The organism is Crossiella sp. SN42 (genome assembly GCF_023897065.1).
Classification (GTDB): domain Bacteria; phylum Actinomycetota; class Actinomycetes; order Mycobacteriales; family Pseudonocardiaceae; genus Crossiella.
This window is the reverse complement of sequence record NZ_JAMHIV010000009.1, coordinates 113,757-129,456: the sequence shown is the minus strand read 5'-3', so window position 1 is coordinate 129,456 and position 15,700 is coordinate 113,757. Positions and strand designations below refer to the sequence as shown.

At 71.4% G+C, this 15,700-nt stretch carries 17 protein-coding genes; 8 read left to right on the top strand and 9 right to left on the bottom strand.

Going from position 1 to position 15,700, the window contains the following annotated elements; genetic code table 11:
* The first annotated feature begins 8 nt into the window (after positions 1–8).
* Positions 9–296, top strand: coding sequence for a hypothetical protein (locus M8C13_RS12965; RefSeq protein ID WP_252480788.1), 288 nt, complete (start codon positions 9–11; stop codon positions 294–296).
* Positions 297–344: 48 nt separating this feature from the next.
* Here the strand turns inward: M8C13_RS12965 and M8C13_RS12960 are convergent, their stop codons facing one another.
* Complete coding sequence (locus M8C13_RS12960; RefSeq protein ID WP_252480787.1) at positions 345–1,064, bottom strand: bifunctional 2-polyprenyl-6-hydroxyphenol methylase/3-demethylubiquinol 3-O-methyltransferase UbiG; 720 nt, start codon at positions 1,062–1,064, stop codon at positions 345–347.
* A gap of 81 nt (positions 1,065–1,145) precedes the next feature.
* Here M8C13_RS12960 and M8C13_RS12955 point away from each other — a divergent pair, with 81 nt between their 5' ends.
* The 4 genes from M8C13_RS12955 to M8C13_RS12940 are packed head-to-tail and all read left to right on the top strand — an operon-like array spanning position 1,146 to position 4,077.
* A complete protein-coding gene (locus M8C13_RS12955) occupies positions 1,146–2,030 on the top strand; it encodes a ParA family protein (RefSeq protein ID WP_252480786.1) in 885 nt (294 codons plus the stop codon).
* Positions 2,027–2,668 (top strand): LysE family translocator, encoded by a 642-nt coding sequence (locus M8C13_RS12950; protein WP_252480785.1) that lies wholly within the window; start codon positions 2,027–2,029, stop codon positions 2,666–2,668. The genes M8C13_RS12955 and M8C13_RS12950 overlap by 4 nt, the downstream gene beginning before the upstream one ends.
* Positions 2,669–3,499, top strand: coding sequence for a DNA-formamidopyrimidine glycosylase family protein (locus M8C13_RS12945; RefSeq protein WP_252480784.1), 831 nt, complete (start codon positions 2,669–2,671; stop codon positions 3,497–3,499). It begins immediately after the preceding gene.
* Positions 3,496–4,077 (top strand): Uma2 family endonuclease, encoded by a 582-nt coding sequence (locus M8C13_RS12940; RefSeq protein ID WP_252480783.1) that lies wholly within the window; start codon positions 3,496–3,498, stop codon positions 4,075–4,077. The genes M8C13_RS12945 and M8C13_RS12940 overlap by 4 nt, the downstream gene beginning before the upstream one ends.
* Before the next feature lie 46 nt (positions 4,078–4,123).
* On the opposite strand, the gene M8C13_RS12935 is transcribed toward M8C13_RS12940, so the two are convergent.
* From M8C13_RS12935 to rimO, 7 genes are all read right to left on the bottom strand, one after another.
* On the bottom strand, positions 4,124–5,563 hold the full coding sequence (locus tag M8C13_RS12935) for a solute carrier family 23 protein (RefSeq protein WP_308202794.1): 1,440 nt from the start codon (positions 5,561–5,563) through the stop codon (positions 4,124–4,126).
* Positions 5,564–5,652: 89 nt separating this feature from the next.
* Complete coding sequence (locus M8C13_RS12930) at positions 5,653–6,450, bottom strand: hypothetical protein (RefSeq protein ID WP_252480782.1); 798 nt, start codon at positions 6,448–6,450, stop codon at positions 5,653–5,655.
* Positions 6,451–6,458: 8 nt separating this feature from the next.
* The gene (locus M8C13_RS12925) at positions 6,459–7,283 is read right to left on the bottom strand and encodes a PspA/IM30 family protein (RefSeq protein WP_252480781.1); all 825 of its coding nucleotides are present in this window, start codon (positions 7,281–7,283) and stop codon (positions 6,459–6,461) included.
* Between the two features lie 288 nt (positions 7,284–7,571).
* The gene (locus M8C13_RS12920; protein ID WP_252480780.1) at positions 7,572–8,027 is read right to left on the bottom strand and encodes a helix-turn-helix domain-containing protein; all 456 of its coding nucleotides are present in this window, start codon (positions 8,025–8,027) and stop codon (positions 7,572–7,574) included.
* A gap of 111 nt (positions 8,028–8,138) precedes the next feature.
* The gene (locus M8C13_RS12915) at positions 8,139–8,630 is read right to left on the bottom strand and encodes a CinA family protein (RefSeq protein ID WP_252480779.1); all 492 of its coding nucleotides are present in this window, start codon (positions 8,628–8,630) and stop codon (positions 8,139–8,141) included.
* Positions 8,627–9,235, bottom strand: coding sequence for a CDP-diacylglycerol--glycerol-3-phosphate 3-phosphatidyltransferase (gene pgsA, locus M8C13_RS12910; RefSeq protein ID WP_374213066.1), 609 nt, complete (start codon positions 9,233–9,235; stop codon positions 8,627–8,629). The genes M8C13_RS12915 and pgsA overlap by 4 nt, the downstream gene beginning before the upstream one ends.
* Positions 9,232–10,677 carry a 30S ribosomal protein S12 methylthiotransferase RimO gene (gene rimO / locus M8C13_RS12905; protein WP_252480778.1) on the bottom strand — a complete coding sequence of 482 codons (1,446 nt, stop codon included), beginning with the start codon at positions 10,675–10,677 and terminating at the stop codon, positions 9,232–9,234. Before rimO ends, pgsA begins: the two co-directional genes overlap by 4 nt.
* Positions 10,678–10,803: 126 nt before the next feature.
* On the opposite strand from rimO, the gene M8C13_RS12900 reads away from it, so the two are divergent.
* Positions 10,804–11,334, top strand: coding sequence for an amino-acid N-acetyltransferase (locus tag M8C13_RS12900; protein WP_252480777.1), 531 nt, complete (start codon positions 10,804–10,806; stop codon positions 11,332–11,334).
* Between the two features lie 141 nt (positions 11,335–11,475).
* Entirely contained in the window at positions 11,476–11,919 is a 444-nt protein-coding gene (locus M8C13_RS12895; protein WP_374213065.1) for a phospholipase, read from the top strand.
* Between the two features lie 68 nt (positions 11,920–11,987).
* On the opposite strand, the gene M8C13_RS12890 is transcribed toward M8C13_RS12895, so the two are convergent.
* The gene (locus tag M8C13_RS12890; protein WP_252480776.1) at positions 11,988–14,471 is read right to left on the bottom strand and encodes a DNA translocase FtsK; all 2,484 of its coding nucleotides are present in this window, start codon (positions 14,469–14,471) and stop codon (positions 11,988–11,990) included.
* A gap of 210 nt (positions 14,472–14,681) precedes the next feature.
* Between M8C13_RS12890 and M8C13_RS12885 the strand changes: the two genes are divergently transcribed.
* On the top strand, positions 14,682–15,428 hold the full coding sequence (locus M8C13_RS12885; protein WP_374213064.1) for a lysophospholipid acyltransferase family protein: 747 nt from the start codon (positions 14,682–14,684) through the stop codon (positions 15,426–15,428).
* Positions 15,429–15,700 lie beyond the last annotated feature (272 nt).

Sequence of the window (15,700 nt, the reverse complement as noted above, 5' to 3'; positions counted from 1 at the left end):
AGAAGATCATGAACCGGTTCACGATGCTTGCGCCCGCGCCCAGCGCCGCCGGCATTCGCGATCACGACGCCAACGATCGCAGCGTCGACGATCGCAACACTCGCGATCGCAGCCCCGACGCTCGCGACATCAACGATCGTGACCCCCACGATCGTTACCCTGGCGATAGCCGCGCCGACGATCGCGGCTCCAACGACCGGAACGGTCGCGACCGGAACCCCGGCGATCGCGACCTAGAGGATCGCGACAGCCGTGATCGCGCAGTCCCGCCGGCTCCGCGAAACGCGGTTCTCTAGGCAACCGTGTTTTCCGCGCACACCGCGCTCAGCGCCGCCCGACCGAACTCAACGCCGCCCGACCGCGTGCAGCCGGGTCGCCAGGTCCCGCAGCGGCGGGCGTCCCGCGGCCGCCAGTTCCAGCTCGGCCAGCGCCTCCGCCGCACCCGGCGTCGCGTCCAGCACGGCCCCCGGCACCAAGTCGGCGAGCACCCCGTCGCCCTGCAGCACCTCGACCGCGAGCCCGGCACCGGCGAGCAGCTCGCCGAGGCTGTCCGCGTCGAAGCGGCGCTGCAGCTGGTCCGCGGGCCCGACCCGGCCGTCCGGGTCGTCCAGCAGCCGCCGCGCCTCGGTCAACCGCCCGGCCAGCGCCCGTCCGACCAGCGCCGCGTACCGGTTGGCCACCAGCACCGAGACCACTCCGCCCGGCACCGCCGCCGCGGCCAGTGCGGCCATCGCCGCGGTCACGTCGTCCACGTGCTCCAGTAGTCCGTGCCCGAGCACCAGGTCCGCCCCACCGGGCTCGACCACATCGCCCAGGAAGTCCACATCGCCCTGCACCGAGGCGACCCGGTCGGCCACCCCGGCCTCCTGCGCGCGGCGCTGCAGGGTGGCCAGCGCGTTGGGGCTGGGCTCGACCACCGTGACCCGGCACCCGGCCGCGGCCAGCGGCACCGCCCACACCCCGCTGCCACCGCCGACATCCAGCACACGGGGCGCGCTGACCCCTCGGTCCCGGACCGCGGCCAGCTCGGCCTCCAGCACACGGTGCACGGCGTCGGATCGCATAGCCGCACCCTAATCGGCCTGGCACAGGAGTCCCGAAACGGGCTACAAGACCTTGATTCGACAAACCCGTAGGCTGCACCCGTGCATACGGTCGCGGTGTTGAGCCTCAAGGGTGGGGTCGGCAAGACGACGGTGGTGCTGGGGCTCGCCTCAGCAGCGATGCGGCGCGGGGTGCGCACCCTGGTGATCGACCTTGATCCCCAGTGCAACGCCACCTCGGCGCTGGAGCCGGAGGAGACCGAGTCCTCCCTCGTCGACGTCCTGAAGAATCCCACCAAGTCGGCCGTGCGGTCCGCGATCGCCCCCAGCGCCTGGGGCGAGGAGGTCGACGTCCTGGTCGGCGCCGAGGAAGCGGAGCTGATCAACCAGCCCAACCCGAGCCTGGCCCAGCTGAACCGGCTGGGCGCGGTGCTGGACCGGGTGCAGGAGCTGATGGCCGAGGACGAGCTGCCCTACCAGCTGGTGCTGCTGGACTGCCCGCCCTCGCTTGGTCAGCTGACCCGCTCCGCGCTGGTGGCCGCCGACCGCGCGATGCTGGTCACCGAGCCGACCATCTTCGCCGTCTCCGGGGTGCAGCGCGCCTTCGAGGCGGTGCAGAACGAGCGCGAGGAGAACAACCCCGAGCTGCAGCCGCTGGGTGTGGTGGTCAACCGGGTGCGGCCCCGTTCGCACGAGCACCAGTTCCGCATCGAGGAGCTGCGTGAGATCTTCGGCCCGCTGGTCATGCCGGTGTCGCTGCCGGACCGGCTGGCCGTGCAGCAGGCGCAGGGCGCGTGCATGCCGATCCACCAGTGGGGCACGCCCGGCGCCCGCGAGGTCGCGCTGGCCTTCAACCTGCTGCTGGCCAGGGTGCTGCGCTCGGCGCGCAGCGCGAACGCCCGCGCCCGCCGCGAGCTGGACGCCGAGATCGCCGAGGGCGAGGAGCTGGCCGCCGGTCGTGAGCTGGTGGAACAGGACGTCGAATGAGCGGCGAGATCCTGCTGGCCTACTGCGTGGCCGCGCTGGTCCTGGTGGTCACCCCCGGCCTGGACACCATGCTGATCCTGCGCTCGGTGCTCGTCGGCGGCCGCCGCACCGGCCTGGCCACCGGCCTGGGCATCACCCTCGGCTGCCTGGTCTGGGGCGCGGCGAGCATCGCGGGCATCACCGCGTTGCTGCGCGCCTCGGAACTCGGCTACAACCTGCTGCGGCTGGCCGGCGCGGTCTATCTGGTGTGGCTCGGCGGGTCCGCGCTGTGGCGCTCCTGGCGGGACCGCCACCTGGGCCAGGACACCGAGGTCGAACCGCCCCCGGCGCCCGCGGCGGGTGGCTGGCGGGCGCTGCGCTCCGGTCTGCTGACAAACCTGCTCAACCCCAAGGTCGGCGTCTTCTACCTGAGCCTGCTGCCCCAGTTCCTGCCCGCGACCGGGCCGAACACCGGCTGGGCCGCGCTGCTCGTGCTCATCCACGTCGGCCTGGGTTTCCTCTGGCAGTTCGTGCTGGTCGGCGTCGCGGGCAGCGCCCGCCGCTGGCTGACCAAACGCCGGGTGCGCACCTGGCTGGACCGGCTGACCGCGACCATCCTGCTCGGCCTCGGCCTGCGGCTGGCGTTGCAGGGACCGTAGGTGCCCGAGGGCGACACGGTCTTCCTGGCCGCCCAGCGCCTCGACGAGGCCCTGCGCGGCCAGGTGCTCACCCGCGGCGAGCTGCGGCACCCGGACTTCGCCGCGGCCGACCTGGGCGGCCGCACAGTGCTCTCGGTGCGTTCGGCAGGCAAGCACCTGCTGTTCCGCTTTGATGACAAGACCACGCTGCACACCCACTTCCGGATGGACGGCAGCTGGCACCTCTACCGTCCCGGCGAGCGCTGGCGCGGTCCGGCGCACCAGGTCCGCGCGCTGCTGACCACCGCGGACCGGGTCGCCGTCGGCTTCCGCCTGCACGACCTGGCCCTGGTGCCCACCGCCGAGGAGCACACCCTCATCGGCCACCTGGGCCCGGACCTGCTGTCCCCCGACTGGGACCAGGCGATGGAGGACGAGGCGGTGCGCCGTCTCGCCGCCGACCCGGCCCGCGAGCTGGGCACGGCGCTGCTGGACCAGCGGGTGCTGGCCGGGGTCGGCAACCTCTACAAGGCCGAGGTCTGCTTCCTGCTCGGCGTCTCCCCCTGGTCGCCGGTGGGCGCGGTCGACGCGCGGGCCGCGGTCCGGCTGTGCCGCCGCCTGCTCTTCCGCAACCGGCTGCGCCCCGAGCAGTCCACCACCGGCAGGCTCGGCGCGGCCAGCCACTGGGTGTTCGAACGGGGCCGGGCCGGCTGCCTGCGCTGCGGCGGGCCGGTGCGGGTCGGTGAGCAGGAGAGTTACGGAATGCCCAGGCTCACGTACCACTGTCCCCGCTGCCAGCCTGATGCCACACTGGAGACAGTCGACCCCGAGCTGGAGGGAGGGAGCCCGTGAGTGTCGCGTTCGTCCGGCATGTCGGTCCGTGGACCATCGAGGACATCGAGGCCCTGCCCGACAGCGGCAACCACACTCGCTACGAGCTGCTCACCCCTGGAGTCCTCACGGTGAGCCCAGCCCCGGGCACCCGCCACCAGCGCGCCTCCCGCGCCTTGGCGAACCTGTTGGAGCGGGCCGCCAAGCGGGCGGGCGCGGATGTGGAGATCCTGGAAGCGGTCAACGTGGTCATCCCCGGCGGGCGGCTGGCCGTGCCGGACATCGTGGTGGTCAACGGCGACTACGCCGACACCGACCCGGCCCGCTACCCCGCGACCGAGGTCCGCGCGGTGGTCGAGATCGTCAGCCCGTCCACGCACCCGCAGGACCGGATCATCAAACCGCAGCTCTACGCCGAGGCCGGCATCCCGGTCTACTGGCGGCTGGAGCTGGAGCGCACGCCGCACCTGATCACCTCGGAACTGCGCCGCGGCCAGTACACGCACACCCTGACCGCGTTGGCGGGCACCGAGACCACGATCTCGCGCCCGTTCCCGCTCACCCTGGATCCGGCCGAACTGGTCCTGCGCGGCCGCTGACCGCGGCCCTGACCAACGCCGCTGTTCACCCGGCGCGGCCCCCTGCCTAACCGGCGCTCGTGCCCTCGGCCGTGTCCTGGCCGCCCTTGTCCTTGGCGCCGGGCTGCCTGCTCCCCGGCCGCTTCGTCGCCGGCCGCTCGTTGCGGTGGGTGAGCCCGCGCAGCCAGCGCAGCAGCGGGTGCAGCACCACGATCACGATGGTGCCCCAGGCGATCCCGCCCAGTTCCACATCACCGAGCTTGAGCTGCAGCTCGCCGATCCCGGCGACCAGCGCGGCGCCGCCGACCATCAGGTTCACCGGGTCGGTCAGGTCGATCTTGGCGTCCAGCCAGATCCGGACGCCGACCAGGCCGATCAGGCCGTAGAGCACCAGGCTGGCGCCGCCGACCACGCCCGCGGGCACGGTGTTGATCATCGCGCCCAGCTTCGGTGAGAACGACAGCAGGATGGCCACCAGCGCGGCCACCACGTGCGCCGCCGTGGAGTACATCCGGGTCGCGGTCATCACGCCGATGTTCTCGGCGTAGGTCGTGGTCGCCGAGCCGCCGCCGAGCCCGGCCAGCGTGGTGGCCAGGCCGTTGCCGATGAGCACGTCGCCCGCGGAGCCGTCCAGGTCCCGGCCGGTCACCGCGGCCACCGCCTTGAGGTGGCCGACGTTCTCCGCGACCAGCACCACCACCGCGGGCAGCACCGCGATGACCACCTCGGGCCGGAACTCCGGGGTGTGGAAGTCGGGCAGCCCGAACCAGGGCTCCATCGCCACCCGCTCCAGCCGGACCGGGTGCAGCTCGCCGTTGTAGGCGGCCAGCACCCAGCCGACCAGCAGGCCCACCAGCACCGCGGCGCGGGAAGGCATGCCGCGCAGCACCACGCCGACGAACAGGATGGTCAGGAAGGTGACCACGGCCAGGCTCGGCTGGCTCTGGAACGGGGTGGTCGCGTGCCGGGACAGGTTCAGCCCGATCACGATCACCACCGCGCCGGTGACCACCGGCGGCATCAGCGACTCCAGCAGCCGCGCGCCCAGCGCCTTCACCGCGATACCGATGACCACCATCAGGATGCCGGCGACCAGCACGCCGCCCACGCGCGCGGCCATCGGCACGTTCTGCATCAGCGCCGCCGTCAACGGCGCCACGAACGCGAACGAGGAACCCAGGTAACTGGGCACTCGATTACGGGTGATCAGCAGGAACAGCAGCGTGCCGAACCCGGAGAAGAACAGCGTCGTCGTTGGCGGGAAACCGGTGAACAGCGGCACCAACATGGTCGCGCCGAACATCACCATGACGTGTTGCACGCCAAAGCCGATGGTCAGGAACCAGTTGAGCCGCTCCTCCGGCGCCACCATGGCACCGTCCTGTACCCGACGGCCATCGCCGTGCAGGGTCCACAGCGCCACGATCCCCTCCCAGCGCTCCCGTTCGTGCGAGGGATACTGCCACGCGACGTAGAAGGAAAGGTCGAACAGACGCGCCGATGTCACACGTTTGCCCGAAACATTTCCCAGCTGTGCCGCTTTTCAGCGGAACAAAACTACTCCCCGTGAGGTCCACGGGGAGTCGTGCCGCCGGTTCAGGACCGGCCGCCCGCCAGTTCGCGTAACGCGGCGGCCAGTCCGGCGAGGTGGTCGGTGGCATCTTCCAGCGCCTGTCGCGGCGCGGCCGTGCTGCTCGCGGCAACCGCCCGTCCCGCGGTGGCCACCAGGCCGGAGTAGCCGTCGACACCCTCGTCCAGCTCGTTGCGCAGGCGGCGGACCTCATCGGCGAGATGACCGCGCTCCAACGCGGGGGCGGAGTCCCGCGCCAGCTCGACCGCCCGGAGTTGCTGGGCCACCGCGCGCACCGCCGAGGCGGCCTCCGCGGCGGTGGCCCTGGAGTACTCGACCGTCTCCAGCGACAGCGGCGCGAGGCCGTTGTGCGGAGCGGACAACTGGCGCAGCAGCTCGCCGAGGTTCGACTCGGCCGTGGCCAGCCGCTGCATGGGTTCGCGTGCCATCGAGCCCGAGGGCGGCAACGGCGGCGGTGGCGGCGCGGCCGCCGCGGGCAGTGGCGTGCGGTGCAGCCGGATCGACTTCACCCCAGCGCTCACCGCGCCCGCGGCGGAGAGCACCGCCACCGAACCGAAGCCGATCTCCGACCACTCCAGCACGGCGGGGTTGCCGCCGATGAAGAAGGCCACCCCGCCGGTGAGCGCCGCCAGCGTGGAGCGGAAGGCCAGCGAGCGCGAGGCCCGCCGGCGCCGCCGCAGCAGCTTCGCGCGCGGATCCTGCCATGCGGCCACCTTGCGCCGGACCTTGTCCATCGGCCCGCTCAGCTGCTGGTTGACCAGTGCGCCGACGTGGCGGCGCAGCTCGTCCCGTGGCGACGTCACCGGCTACCTCAGGCCTGACCCTGCGGGTTCTGGTACGGGGCGGTCTGCTGCTGCGGAGCAGGAGCCGGCGCTGCCGCCTGCTGCCCCGAGGTGACCTCACCCGCGACCGGACCGCCCCGCATGGAGGCCCGCAGCTGCTCCAGCCGGGAGGCGCCAGCCATGTCCACAGTGGACTGCTGCACCTCCAGCATCCGGCCCTGGATGGAGTTCTGCGCCAGCTCGGCCGAACCCAGCGCGGTCGCGTAGCGGCGCTCGATCTTCTCGCGCACCTCTTCCAGCGACGGCGTGTTGCTCGGCGCGGCCAGCTCGGTCATCTGCCGCAGCGAGCTGGACACCTGCTCCTGCATCTTCGCCTGCTCCAGCTGGCTGAGCAGCTTGGTCCGCTCGGCGATCTTCTGCTGGAGCACCATGGCGTTGCGCTCCACGGCCTGCTTGGCCTGGCCCGCGGCGCCGATCGCCTGGTCGTGCATGCCCTTGAGGTCCTCCACCGACTGCTCGGCGGTGACCAGCTGGGTGGCGAACGCCTGTGCGGTGTCCTCGTACTCCTGTGCCTTCTTCAGGTCACCGGCGGCGCGGGCCTGGTCGGCGAGGACCAGTGCCTGCCGCGCGGAAGCTTGCAACTTCTCGACCTCGCCCAGCTGGCGGTTCAGCTTCATCTCCAGCTGACGCTGGTTGCCGATCACCGCCGCAGCCTGCTGTGACAGGGCCTGGTGCTGACGCTGCGCTTCCTCGATGGCCTGCTGAATCTGTACCTTCGGGTCGGCGTGTTCGTCGATCTTCGACGAGAACGCCGCCATGAGGTACTTCCAGAACTTCACGAACGCGTTGGCCATCTCCTCCGCCTGCCTTCTCCGTGCGACCCGTCCCCCACACACAGGAGGTGACCGGCGCTCAACCCAGTGCTGGGTTCCATCGTGTCAGGTACCGCCACGCCGTTCCACTGACCCCCGCGGAACTCAGGGTCCTCCCTGATCAAGTCAAGGGTCCACCTGAGCAGGCCCGGAATCAGGGGCGTACGCCTTTTATACCCTCGTTCGAATGCGCACCGGCCCGACTCAACGCAAATGACACCGCCAGGCTGAGACGGATCTCAGCCTGGCGGATGACTCGGCGTACGCGGTTCAGGCCGCGACCACGACCCCGGTGGAGGCGTGCGGCCCGCTGATCGGGGCGTTGAGCTGGTGCCGCAGCAACGGCTGAAGCCGCAGCTCGGTCAGCTCCTCGCCCAGCGCGGAGGTCACCAGGCGACCACCGCTGAAGCCGGATTCCCCGGCGCCGGCCCGGCTGGGCGCGCGCTCCGCGGCGGCCACGGCGTCGGGCACCGTGTCCGGCACGGTGAACTCGCCGAGGCGGACATCCGCGGCGACCTCGCCCAGCAGGTCGGACAGGGGTAAGTCGAGTGCGTCACAGATCGACGCCAGCAGCTCGCTGGACGCTTCCTTGCGCCCACGTTCCACTTCGGAGAGGTAGCCGAGGCTCACACGCGCGAGCCGGGACACCTCGCGAAGCGTCCGACGTTGGGCGGTGCGGGTACGGCGCAACCGCTCGCCGATCGCCTCACGCAGCAGCACGGTCATCGCGTGCCTCCTTTCGGCCAGGCCCGTGGAGACCACGGTACCGAGCGCGGCGCTCCTCAGTGGCGATCACAGGGATACTTCGCCAAGAGCGAACGCCGGTTTCCCCATCGATCATTCCCCGTCCGGGCCGCCGAGCGCATCCTGGAGCAACTCCAGGGCGGCCTCGACCGCGCCTGCCCGCACCTCGGCGCGCTCGCCGGCCAGGGTGATCGTGCGCAGGGTCACACCCGCCGGACCGGCCAGGCCGAGGTGCACGGTGCCCGGCCCGACCCCGTCCTGCGGGTCCGGCCCGGCCACCCCGGTCAGCCCGAGCCCCCAGGTCGCCGCACACCGGTCCCTGGCGCCCACGGCCAGCTGACCGGCCACCTCGGGGTGCACCGCGCCGTGTTCGGCCAGCAGCCCGGCGTCGACCCCGGCCAGGGTGTGCTTGAGGTCGGTGGCGTAGACCACCAGCCCGCCGCGCAGCACCGCGCTGGCCCCCGGCACGGTGGCGAGGGTCGCGCTGACCAAACCCGCGGTCAGCGACTCGGCGGTGGCCACGGTCTGCCCGCGCGCCCGCAGTGAGCCGATGAGCGTGCGCGCCAGCGCCTCGGCCGCGGTCACCGACCGGCCCGCAGCCGCACCGCCTGGACCACGTAGTCGACCGCGGTGCCCACGGTCAGCACCAGCGCCAGGCCCATCATGATCCACAGCAGCGGTCCGAACACCGGCGGCAGCGGCAGCACGTACAGCCCGATCGCGAACACCTGGGCCAGCGTCTTGGCCTTGCCACCGCGGCTGGCCGGGATGACCGCGAACCGGATCACCCAGAACCGCATCAGCGTGATGCCCACCTCGCGGGCCAGGATGACGATGGTGACCCACCACGGCAGGTCGCCGAGCACGCTCAGCCCGATCAGCGCGGAGCCGGTGAGCGCCTTGTCCGCGATCGGGTCGGCGATCTTGCCGAAGTCGGTGACCAGGCCGTGCTTGCGGGCCAGCACCCCGTCGATGCGGTCGGTGATCGCGGCCAGCGCGAAGATCCCCCAGGCCACCCAGCGCCAGCCCGCCTCGTGCCCGCCCCCGGCGAAGAGGGCGACGATGAACACCGGGACCAGCACCAGCCGGGAGATGGTCAGCAGGTTGGCGATGTTGAGGATCGGGACGGCGGGCAACGCCCGGTCCGCCAGGTGATCCCCTCGGTCAGCTCCCTGACCGGCAGAGCTCACGTCCCGCTCCGCGGCAGGACCTCGATCTGCTCCACCACCAGGTCCACCCCCTCGGCCGCGATGACCCGGCAACGCACCAGGTCGCCGATCTTCAGCCCGTCGGGTTCGTGCACCACGCACTCGCCGTCGACCTCGGGGGCCTGGTGCGCGGCCCGGCCGGAGCAGTGCATCTCCTCGGTCTCCTCGTGCTCGATGAGCACCACGACCTCATCGCCCACCCGGTCCTCGGCCCGCTGCGCGATCAGCTCGTCGACCAGCTGGGAGACCCGGTGCACGCGCTCGCCGACCACGTCCGGGTCGACCTTGTCCGGCAGGTTCTCCGCCTCGGTGCCGTCCTCGTCGGAGTAGCCGAACACGCCGACCGCGTCCAGCTGGGCCTCGGTGAGGAAGCGCTCCAGCTCGGCCAGGTCCTGCTCGGTCTCGCCGGGGAAGCCGACGATGACATTGGTCCGGATGCCCGCCGTCGGGGACAGCGCGCGGATCTGCTTCACCAGGTCCAGGAAGGAGTCGGTGTTGCCGAAGCGCCGCATCCGGCGCAGCACCGACTCGCTGGAGTGCTGGAAGGACAGGTCGAAGTAGTCGGCCACGCCCGGCGTGGTGGCGATCGCCTTGACCAGGCCGGGCCGGGTCTCGGCCGGCTGCAGGTAGGACACCCGCACCCGGTCGATGCCGGGCACCGCGGCCAGCCTCGGCAGCAGCGACTCCAGCGCGCGCAGGTCGCCGAGGTCCTTGCCGTAGGAGGTCGAGTTCTCGCTGACCAGGAAGACCTCGCGGACCCCCTGCTGGGCCAGCCAGGCGGCCTCGCCCAGGATCTCCTCGGCGGTGCGGGAGACGAAGGCGCCGCGGAAGGAGGGGATGGCGCAGAAGGAGCAGCGCCGGTCGCAGCCGGAGGCGATCTTCAGCGCGGCCACCGGCGCGTTGTCCAGGCGGCGCCGCTGCACGTTGGTCGGCAGCCAGCCGTGGCCGGGCACGGAGACCAGGTCCGCGGCCTGCGGGCGCTGCACCGGGGTGATCGGCAGCAGCGTGCGCCGGTCGACCGGCACGTGCGACTCGATGCTGCGCCCGGCCACCACGTCGTCCAGCCGCTCGGCCAGGTCGGGGTAGTGGTCGAAGCCCAGCACCGCGCTGGCCTCGGGCAGCTGGTCGGCCAGCTCCTTGCCGTAGCGCTCGGCGAAGCAGCCCACCGCGACCACCTTGGCCCCGGTGTCGGAGGCCGCCAGCAGCATGTCGATGGAGTCCTTCTTGGCGCCCTCGACGAAACCGCAGGTGTTGACCACGATCACGTCGGCGTTCTCAGCTCCGCCGTCGGCCTCGGCGCCGGTGTCGACCAGGTCCCAGCCGCCGGAGGTCAGGCGGCCTGCCAGCTCTTCGGAGTCGACTTCGTTGCGCGCGCAGCCGAGGGTGAGCAGCGCGACCCGGCGTGAGGTGGACGGTGAAGACACGTCGATCAGGGTAACCGCCGGGCGACATGATCAAGTCCACGGCGTCACCCGGTGGTGGGGAACCGAACCGGGCGGCACTAGTAATGAGAGGAAGAAGACTTCAGGGGAACGCGACGGAGCCTTTTCATGCCGGAACGATTACGTTCATCTGTCGTGAGTGACGCGATCACCGTGCGCCGCGCGCGGACGCGGGACGTGCGGGCCGTGAAGGCCCTCGTGGACCTGTACGCGAGCAAGGACATCCTGCTGGAGAAGGACCTGGTGAACCTGTACGAGACGGTGCAGGAGTTCTGGGTCGCGGAGCTGGACGGGGTGCTGGTCGGTTGTGGCGCCCTGCACGTGCTGTGGGAGGACCTGGCCGAGATCCGCACGGTGGCGGTGGACCCGAGCGTGCGCGGCAAGGGCGTCGGCGGGGCGATCGTGCGCCAGCTGGTGGACGTGGCCAACCAGCTCGGGCTGCTGCGGATCTTCGTGCTGACCTTCGAGTCGCACTTCTTCCAGCGGCACGGTTTCGTCGAGATCCAGGGCACGCCGGTGACCCCGGAGATCTACGAGGAGATCCGGCGTTCGCCGGACGCGGGTGTGGCCGAGTTCCTGGACCTGCCCTACGTCAAGCCGAACACCCTCGGCAACACCCGGATGCTGCTGGAGCTGTGACCGTCCGCCGATGATCATGAAGTGAGCCAGCTCACAGGGCCGTCAAGTCTTCACTCAATCTTCGAACGGAGTGCAGCCAGCGGCCGCTACCGCCCGGTAGGAACCTCACGTGTAGTTCACACCACAGAACTGGGGTACACCGTGAGCAATTCCCCTGCCGGGTTGCGCAAAGTCCTCACCAGCACGCTGGTCACCCTCGCCGCCGTGTTCGGGCTGCTCGCCGGTTCCGGCGTGGCCCAGGCCGTCGACATCCGGGCGGTCACCGACGACTACCTGTTCAGCAAGTCGCTGAGCCAGTTCTCCAGCATCCGGGGACAGCGCCCGTACAACGGCCAGCTCGACTGGTCCTCCGACGCCTGCTCCTGGTCCCCGGACAAGCCGGTGGGCTTCAACTTCGCCCCCGGCTGCCACCGCCACGACTTCGGCTACCGCAACTACAAGAAGCAGGGCCGCTGGAACGCCACCGCCAAGGCCCGCATCGACAACAAGTTCAAGGCCGACCTGTACGGCATCTGCAAGGGCAACTGGGCGTGCAACCGCATCGCCGACCTGTACTACGCGGCCGTCCGCCGCTGGGGCACCTGAGCCACCGCCCCGCTGACCACGACGGACCCGGGCCGCATTCCCTGCGCGGCCCGGGTCCGTCGCGTTTGTCAGTCCTCGTCCGGCGCGGGACCGCCACCGCCGCGGAGCAGGTACAGCACCGAGTCCAGCTCGTCCGGCTTGATCAGCACCTCGCGGGCCTTGGAGCCCTCGGACGGGCCGACCACGCCGCGGGTCTCCAGCAGGTCCATCAGCCGTCCAGCCTTGGCGAAGCCGACCCGGAGCTTGCGCTGCAGCATCGAGGTCGAGCCGAACTGGCTGGTCACGATCAGCTCGGTGGCCTGCACCAGCAGTTCCAGGTCGTCGCCGATGTCCGGGTCGATCTCCTTGGCCTCGCCGGGCTTGGCCGAGGTGACGTTGTCGGCGTACTCGGGCTGGGCCTGTTCCTTGGTGAAGTTGACGATCGCGGTGATCTCGCCGTCGCCGACGTAGGCGCCCTGCACGCGCACCGGCCTGGAGGCGCCCATCGGCAGGTACAGCCCGTCGCCCATGCCGATCAGCTTCTCCGCGCCCGGCTGGTCCAGGATGACCCTGGAGTCGGTCAGCGAGGAGGTCGCGAAGGCCAGCCGGGACGGCACGTTGGTCTTGATCAGGCCGGTGACCACGTCCACCGAGGGCCGCTGGGTGGCCAGCACCAGGTGGATGCCTGCCGCGCGGGCCTTCTGGGTGATCCGCACGATCGCGTCCTCCACATCGCGCGGCGCGGTCATCATCAGGTCGGCCAGCTCGTCCACGATGGCCAGGATGTAGGGGTAGGGCCGGTACACGCGTTCGCTGCCCAGCGGCGCGGTGATCTCCCCGGAGCGCACCTTGTCGTTGAAGTCGTCGATGTGCCGGACCCGGTTGACCTGCATGTCCTGGTAGCGCTGCTCCATCTCCTCGACCAGCCAGGCCAGCGCGGCGGCGGCCTTCTTCGGCTGGGTGATGATGGGCGTGATCAGGTGCGGGATGCCCTCGTACGGGGTCAGCTCCACCATCTTCGGGTCGATCAGGATCATCCTGACCTCCTCCGGGGTGGCCCGCGCGAGCAGCGAGACCAGCATCGAGTTGACGAAGCTGGACTTACCGGAGCCGGTGGAGCCCGCGACCAGCAGGTGCGGCATCTTGGCCAGGTTCGCGGTGACCATGTGGCCCTCGATGTCCTTGCCGAGGCCGATCACCAGCGGGTGCTGGTCGCCGACCGCGGTGGCGGACTTGAGCACATCGCCCAGCCGGACCATCTCGCGGTCGCTGTTGGGCACCTCGATGCCGACCGCGGACTTGCCGGGGATCGGCGCGAGCAGCCGCACGTTGTCCGTGGCCACCGCGTAGGCGATGGTCTTGGTCAGCGCGGTGATCTTCTCGACCTTCACGCCCGGTCCGAGCTCGACCTCGTACCGGGTGACCGTCGGTCCCCTGGTGAACCCGGCGACCTGGGCGTCGATGGAGAACTGCTCCAGCACGCCGGTGATGGCCTCGATCATCGAGTCGTTGGCCTTGCTGCGCGCCTTGGGCGGGTCGCCGTCCTTGAGCAGGGTGATCGGCGGCAGCTGGTAGTCGCCGTCGACCTCACGGACCAGGTCCAGGCGGGTCTGCTGCGGTTTCGCCGGGGGCGGCGGCTCGGCGGCGGCCGCGGCGGCGACCTTGACCGGGCGGGCCGGTTTGGCCGGCGTGGGCGCGACCAGGTCGAGGCCGGAGTCGGGGGCCTCGGCGTCCTCGCTCATCGCGGCCTGGCGGCGGCGGGACGGGCGGCGCAGCCGGACCGCGCCCGGGTCGGCGTCCAGGTCCTGCTCGTCCTCGGGCTCGGCGTCCTCGTCCTCGCGCAGGCCGGTGAGCTCGCGCAGCCGGTTGGGCACCTCGCGCACCGGGGTGCCGTCGAGCACCAGCACCCCGTAGACGGCGATGAGCATCAGCAGCGGCACCGCGACCCAGGCGCTCAGGCCCTGGGCGAGCGGGTTCCCGGCGAGGAAGCCGAGCTCGCCACCGGCCCACCAGCGTTGTTCCAGGGTCTCCGGGCGGCCGGAGAAGATGTGCAGCAGGCCGAGCACGGGCAGCGTGACCAGCAGCGCGCCGACCACCAGACCGGGGCGGCGCTCCGGCTGCGGGTCCGAGCGCATCAGCACCACCGCGACCGCGGCCAGCACCAGCGGCAGCACCACCACCCCGGCGCCGACCAGGGTGCGCACGCCGATCTCCACCCACCGGCCGACCGGTCCACCGGCGTGCCAGTAGGCGCCGGCGGCCACGATCACGGCCAGGGCGATGAAGACCAGGGCGAGACCGTCGCGGCGGTGGCCGGGGTCGAGCTCCTTGGTGCGGCCGACCGCGCGGGCCATGCCGCCGACCCCCTTGGCCAGCAGACCCCATCCGCCGCGGACACCGCGCGTGATCGCGCCGCCGCCGCTGGGCTTCGGCTTGGCCTTGGCCCTGCCCTTGGCGGCGGGCCGCCGGGCCGGCGCCTTGGCCGTGGCCTTTCCGCGTGACCTGGACGAACTCGCGCGGGCACGGGAGGAGCCGCCGCCTCCCTTTTTTGAGGCCGCTGTTCGGTTCGCCATGCTCCACACGGTAGTCGGATCGCCCCCTGCGTCACAGCCGTCACTCCCGTCACAGGAGTCCCGGGTGTGACGAATTCGGAAGTCATGGGGTGTCAGGGTCGGGCGGCGTGCGATGCTGCACCTGTCATGGTTGCTCTGCATTCGGTTCCAGACGAGCCGACACGCCGGTCGGCTCCAGCCCGTCGGTCATCCAGGCTCTGGCGGGCCCTGATGGCCGCGGACCGCGCCTTCGTCGCCCTCACCGGAAAACTCGTGGTCACCGGGGACATCCCGGCTGACCTGCGGGGACAACCGGTGCTGCTGGCCACCAACCACATCGGCGTCTTCGACGGCTTCGTGCTGGTCGCGGCTTGTCACAAGGCCGGGATCGCGCCCTCGCTGATGTCCACCGGCGGCATCTTCGACGCGCCGATCGCCGGCTGGGTGTGGCGGCGCTGCGGACATGTCCGGGTGGACCGCGGCAAGGCCACGGTCACCCAGGCCATGGACAGCGCGGTCAACGCCCTCGGCGAGGGCCACACGCTGCTCATCTACCCGGAGGGCCGGGTCTCCCGCGATCCCGGCCTGTGGCCGGAGCGCGGCAAGACCGGCGCGGCCCGGATCGCGCTCGCCTCGGGCGCGCCGGTGCTGCCGGTGAGCCAGTGGGGCGCGCACGAGGCGGTCATCTGGGGCACGCTGGTGGTCTCCGGCTGGTCGGACTTCAAGCCGCTGATGATGTCCTGGTTCCGCGCGGTGAAGAACCGCCCGACCTTCCGCGTGCACTTCGGCCCGCCGGTGGACCTGTCGGACCTGTCCGCGACCAAGACCGGCGACGCCACCCGCGCGCGGGACCGGATCATGCGCGCGATCGCCAAGGGCATGATCGGCATCCGCCCCGGCGAGCTGGACAAGCTGAAGTTCCACGACCCGACCCGGCCCACCGAGTCGCGCAGCCCGTGGACGCCGGACCAGCTGTGACCAGCACGCGGTGACCTCCGCCGTGCCCTCGGCCGTCAGCTCACTGAGCAGCTGCCGTGAAACCGGCTCGCGCTGCCGAGCGCGCTGGGACCGCCAGGCTGGCTGCTGCTGGTCTGGGTGGTGCTCATCGGCACTGTCGGCGCCTACCTGACCGGCATCGCGGCCCTGCGCTTCCTGGCTGCTGCTCGCCGAGACGCTGAACGCGCCGCAGCTGGTCGGCGCGGGCGTGCTGCTGACTGGTGTGGTCCTGGCCAGCTCCCCGGACGCGCCAC

Coding starts and splice junctions, on each gene's coding strand:
- M8C13_RS12965 (WP_252480788.1), top strand. CDS start 9: ATGAACCGGTTCACGATGCTTGCGCCCGCGCCCAGCGCCGCCGGCATT.
- M8C13_RS12960 (WP_252480787.1), bottom strand. CDS start 1,064: ATGCGATCCGACGCCGTGCACCGTGTGCTGGAGGCCGAGCTGGCCGCG.
- M8C13_RS12950 (WP_252480785.1), top strand. CDS start 2,027: ATGAGCGGCGAGATCCTGCTGGCCTACTGCGTGGCCGCGCTGGTCCTG.
- M8C13_RS12925 (WP_252480781.1), bottom strand. CDS start 7,283: ATGGCCAACGCGTTCGTGAAGTTCTGGAAGTACCTCATGGCGGCGTTC.
- M8C13_RS12920 (WP_252480780.1), bottom strand. CDS start 8,027: ATGACCGTGCTGCTGCGTGAGGCGATCGGCGAGCGGTTGCGCCGTACC.
- M8C13_RS12900 (WP_252480777.1), top strand. CDS start 10,804: ATGCCGGAACGATTACGTTCATCTGTCGTGAGTGACGCGATCACCGTG.
- M8C13_RS12890 (WP_252480776.1), bottom strand. CDS start 14,471: ATGGCGAACCGAACAGCGGCCTCAAAAAAGGGAGGCGGCGGCTCCTCC.
- M8C13_RS12885 (WP_374213064.1), top strand. CDS start 14,682: ATGGCCGCGGACCGCGCCTTCGTCGCCCTCACCGGAAAACTCGTGGTC.